3 protein-coding genes are annotated in these 5016 nt (G+C 59.7%); all 3 read left to right on the top strand.

The genetic code is table 11. The features are described from left to right. Nucleotides 1-353 precede the first annotated feature (353 nt). Genes H7847_RS26325 through H7847_RS26315 form a run of 3 tightly spaced genes read left to right on the top strand, consistent with a single transcriptional unit; the run spans nt 354 to nt 4473 of the window. On the top strand, nt 354-1190 hold the full coding sequence (locus H7847_RS26325) for a penicillin-binding transpeptidase domain-containing protein (RefSeq protein ID WP_227272641.1): 837 nt from the start codon (nt 354-356) through the stop codon (nt 1188-1190). 11 nt (nt 1191-1201) lie between these two features. Then, entirely contained in the window at nt 1202-2158 is a 957-nt protein-coding gene (locus H7847_RS26320; RefSeq protein WP_227272639.1) for a polysaccharide deacetylase family protein, read from the top strand. After that, entirely contained in the window at nt 2155-4473 is a 2319-nt protein-coding gene (locus H7847_RS26315; protein WP_227272638.1) for a glycoside hydrolase, read from the top strand. Before H7847_RS26320 ends, H7847_RS26315 begins: the two co-directional genes overlap by 4 nt. Nucleotides 4474-5016: the final 543 nt, after the last annotated feature.

The following is a 5016-nucleotide window of genomic DNA, read 5'->3' as shown; positions in this document are numbered from 1 at the left end:
AAGCGGAAATCCATCGGGGCTCGCGGTGACGATATATCGGGCCGCTCACAGAAGCCGGATATACGTCAGCAATCGTGATCCTGAACCAGACCAACCAAAACCGTTGCAATAAGGCGGGGTCCATATACAGCACACAGCGCACCTTCAGCCGACGCAACGGTTTGGCAAGTTTACGCCTGCGGTGTTTTGGAAATCCCAAAAGCGGCTTGAGAGAATCTCAACCGCATTCTAGACCTAAAGCCCTGCAGTTTCAGCTTTTCGCCGACTAATGCGCTGAGTGTGTGCAGGCCAAGTATCTGTAAAATCAGTAAATATCGTATAAAATCAAAACTCCTGATTAAGGGAATCCAAAAATGAGCAGTACTCTCTCCAAGCGGACGTTTGGGGGCTTGAAGGCGTGTCTTTTTGCCATGTCGGGCCTTGTTCTTTCGGCATCTGTCGCTGTTGCAAATCCGGTCGATGTGTCCCGGGCTGTGGAAGCAGCTGGTGTCGATGTCGGGACCTCGACCATCGTTGTCCGGCGCTTGTCGGACGGTCAGGTGTGGATCAGCAATGCAGAGCGGTCGACCGAGCGTTTTGCGCCTGCGTCCTCGTCGAAAATTCCGCACACGCTGATCGCGTTGGAAACTGGTATGGCCGGGCCTGATACACTGTTCGAATGGGACGGCGAGAATCGCGTCTTTGACGGCTGGAACCGGGACCATACTCTGACCTCGGCGTTTAGAAGTTCGGTTGTATGGGTGTACCAGGAGGTAGCGCGGCGCGTTGGCTTGACTGGCATGACCGAGTGGCTGAACCGTTTTGGATATGGCAATGCCGATACCGGAACAGAGGACACGCTGACCAGCTATTGGCTGGACGATACGCTGCAGATCACCGCGCTGGAGCAGACGGCGTTCCTGGAGCGGTTGGCGCAGCGTGAGCTGCCGCTATCAGAGGCGACCTATGCCGCCGCCGACACGATCATGCAGTCAGATGCAGGTGATGTCTGGACCATGTACAGCAAGACCGGCTGGCGCTTCAGCAGGACCGACATGGATGTCGGCTGGTATGTCGGCTGGGTACGGTGCCGCGATGACACGTATGTCTTTGCGCTGAACATGGACATGCCCGACCAATCTTACCTCGCGCTGCGGCAATCGACGTCGAGGGCCGTTCTGGACGCCGTTGGCGCATTCGATTGTCAATGATCGGTTACAACATGGCCCGGCGCGTTCTGCGCGCCGGTGCAGTGGCTGGTGTCGCATTTGCGTGGCTTGCAGGCGCTTTGTGGGCGGACGAGACGCGCCGTATCGCTTTCAGCTTTGATGATGCACCACGGGCTGACGGGCCGCTTCTGAGTGGTACGGAACGGGCCGAAACGCTTGTTTCCGGCATGGTGCGGGCGGGTATTGACGGGGCGGCGTTCTTTGTTCTGACGCAGTCGATTGATCAGCAAAGGGACGGGGCCGCGCGGCTGCGGGCCTATGTGGAAGCGGGCCATGTGCTGGCGAACCACACACATACCCATCCCTGGCTGCGAGACACTGATCCCGCCGCCTATCTTGCGGACATCGACAGGGCGACGGAGATGCTCGACGGGTTTGACAATGTCGTGCCCTATTTCCGTTATCCGTACCTGGATGAGGGCGACACGCGCGACAAGCGGTTGGCCGTGGTCGCGGGGCTGGAGGCCCGGGGTTTGCAGAATGCCTATGTCACCGTCGACACTTATGACTGGTACATGCAGGCCCTTGTGAACGAGGCGGTGGAGGCCGGTCATCCGCTGGATATGGACCGGCTGCGCGACACCTATGTCGAGGTGCTGGTCGAGACGGTTGAGTTCTACGATGCGCTGGCCGTGGAAACGCTGGGGCGGCATCCGGATCATGTGCTGCTCCTGCATGAGAACGATCTGGCGGCGTTGTTTGTCGAGAATCTGGCGCGGGTGCTGCGCGAGGACGGGTGGGACATTATCCCGGCCGCAGAAGCCTACACTGATGCGATTGCAGAGACCCGGCCCGACACGCAGTTCAACGGTCAGGGGCGCGTTGCTGCCATCGCCCATGCGGGCGGTGCGTCGCCGAGGAAGCTGGTGTCCCCCTGGGAGGACGAAGCCAATTTGATGGCCAGGTTTGTGGCGAATGGATTGCTGCCTGAGGAAGGATCTTCACAATGACGAGCAAGTATTGCGCACGCGCTTTGGTCGCCGCTCTTCTGGGCGCGATGGGCCACGCGGTTTGGGCGGAACAAGTGACGCTGACGACCGACCTCGCATCGTTCGAGATAGATACCGACACGCTGGAGATGTCGGGCGCGCCGCACGGAGCGGCAATGGCGCCGCTTGCGCACCCTGCTTTGGCTGAGAATACGCAAGGGCTGTCCGGCGACGAGGTCAGTGCCGCATGGCGGCTGGAGACCGATGGCGGGCGATTATTCGTCACCGCGCGTGCGGCCGGTCGCAGCGTGGCTGTCGAAATCACATCGGATCATCCGACGCGCCTGCCGTGGCCACATGTGCCCGCGCAGACCGCTGACGAATGGGCGTTGCCCGTGCTGAGTGAAGGGCGTCTATCTGAGGCGGGAAATGCGGACTGGCGCCGTTTTCTGATCGACGTTCTGGATGGAGGGGATGCCCTAGTGCAGTTATCGCTGCCATTCTGGACCCGTCTACACGACAGTGGCTCCGTCACCTGGCGGATGGATACGCCCTGGGATGTGCGCCTGTCGTTTGAGGACAGTGACGGTTGTCTGAGCGTCGGCGTCGTTCAGAGCTTTACGCCGCTGAACCTAGATCAGCCCTATCGAGTGACCGTCGATCTGGGACCGCGTGACCCGGTGATTGGCGCGCATCTGTATCGCGCGCATCTGGAAGAGACCGGGGCATTTCGTGCGCTGAGCGAGAAAGCCGAGGCGAGGCCGGATATCGGTCTGTTGGCCGGGGCGCCGCATATCTACCTGTGGTCGGACGGGCTGTTGGCGCCATCGGATGTTACTGCTTGGCGCCGCTTTGTCCGGCAATTTGCGCGGAACCGTGAAACACCCGGCTCGCTGTCGGCGGACCTGCGGGGCGCGGTGCCCGGGGATTTTCGGGCCGATGTCGAGGCCGCGATCCAGGAAGCGGAGGGGGCGGATGGTTTCGTGTCCCACTACAGCCGGACCCAATTCATCCGCGCGCTCAATGCCGCCCTGCCGCTTGCGCGACCGTTCGAGGGGGAAACGCTGCTGCCCGGCGGGCATGACCCGGCCAGGGAACAGGCGCATCTGTTGGAGTTACGTGCGGCACTTTACGCCGAGTTCGAGGACAGTCTTGCGCCACCGGAGAGCTGGGGTGGCGGGATGGGCCTGCGGGTTCTGGATGCCTTAACAGAGGCTGAGATTACGCGCGCCTGGCTTGGCATCGAGAACTGGCGCCACGCGCTTGGCCATCCCGAGGCCATGGCAGAGGCCCGGTCGCGCGGGTATCTTTTTGGCCCCTATGACAGCTATGCAAGCGCGCACCCCGAAGATGCGGAACCGACCTGGGCCACGGCGCAGATGGGTCAAGCGATTTTCGACGATGCGCAGATCATCAATGCCGATGGGACGGTACGGTCCGGATTTCTGGGCATGGGGGTCTATGTGAACCCTCGCACCGTGGCAGATTATGCCATGGCGCGTATTGGGGCGGTGGCGGACACGCTGGGGGCCAACAGCTATTTCGCTGATGTTGATGCGACAGGGCTGTTGATTGAGGACTATGCCGAGGGTCGGCAGACCAGCAAACGCGCGGCGTTCGACGCGTTGACGCAGCGTCTGGCTTTCATAGCAGAGGACAGGCAGCTTGTTCTGGGGTCCGAAGTGGGGGTTGCCGTCTTCGCCCCTCATATCGACTTTGCCCACGGGATCACGACGCCCGCCTATGACTGGATGGACCCGCGTATGCGGATAGAACCGGACCCTGCCTATCACGTTGGTAACTACTGGCCGCCGGAGGTGCCGGACCGGTTTTTCGAACCCACCCTGCCCCCGCCTGACATTGCCGAAGTCGTGTTCAACCCGGCCTATCGCATCCCGCTCTACCAGATTGCACTGGGTGACAGCTTGGTCACGACGCATCACTGGCACTTTGGCACCCTCAAACCCAAGGGGCGGCGCCGACATAACGAGTTGATCGGACTGCTTTATGCAGTGCCACCGCTCTATCACCTCAATGCCGGTGTTCTGAATCGTGATCTTCCCGCGATTACGCAGTACATGGCCGATTTTGCCCCGCTGCATCGGCGCATGATGATGGAGCAGATGACCGGTTTTGCGTTTCTGTCTAGTGACCGTCTGCTGCACCAGACGGAGTTCGGGGATGAGACGATGATTGTGTCGAACTTTGCCGAAGAGGTGCGCGCCTTGCCCGATGGTCGGGAGATCCCCGGAGGGTCAGTCATGCTCCAGACGCAGGGGATTGAACCAGTAACAATTGGCACAGAAAGAGATGCAGCCCAGTACACAACGGAGTAGTAAACATATTCTGAACGGCACAGGGTGTCACAGTGGAGTGGAAAAGTCTGAGATAATAGATCATTGGCAATATAGTTTCGCTGTGTTTGCAGTGGAACCAAGAACGAAAGTTCGGATTAGGATCGAAACGGAATTTGGTTGGAGTTGGAGGCCGCACGTCGCCTCTTTGAGGAAGAACTCAAGGGCGTATCCATGGCAGACTTGGCTAATCGCGTAACGATTTAGGTTCACGCCTCCGCCTGGGCCGGTGACACTCAAAACACTTTATTTTCGTAAAAGACGGCCCAAATCATGGGTAATTGTGCTGACCCTGAACTAAGGTCGAGCTCCCGTTAGGATCACAGGAAATCTGTGAGCAAGGGGGAAAGATGATGGAATATTTTGCCGGACTGGATGTGGCGCTGAGGTCGTGCGTATTGTGCATTGTGGATGCCAGAGGTGCCGTCGCCTTGGAGCGCGAGCTGGCATGCGATGTCGGCGAAATCACCAAGTGTTTGGCAAGCTTCCCGCATCCGATCACTCGGATTGGGTTCGAGGCGGGCA

The sequence above is a fragment of the Roseobacter weihaiensis genome (assembly GCF_020622345.1).
GTDB lineage: Bacteria > Pseudomonadota > Alphaproteobacteria > Rhodobacterales > Rhodobacteraceae > Roseobacter > Roseobacter weihaiensis.
This window is presented reverse-complemented; position numbering and strand designations above follow the sequence as displayed.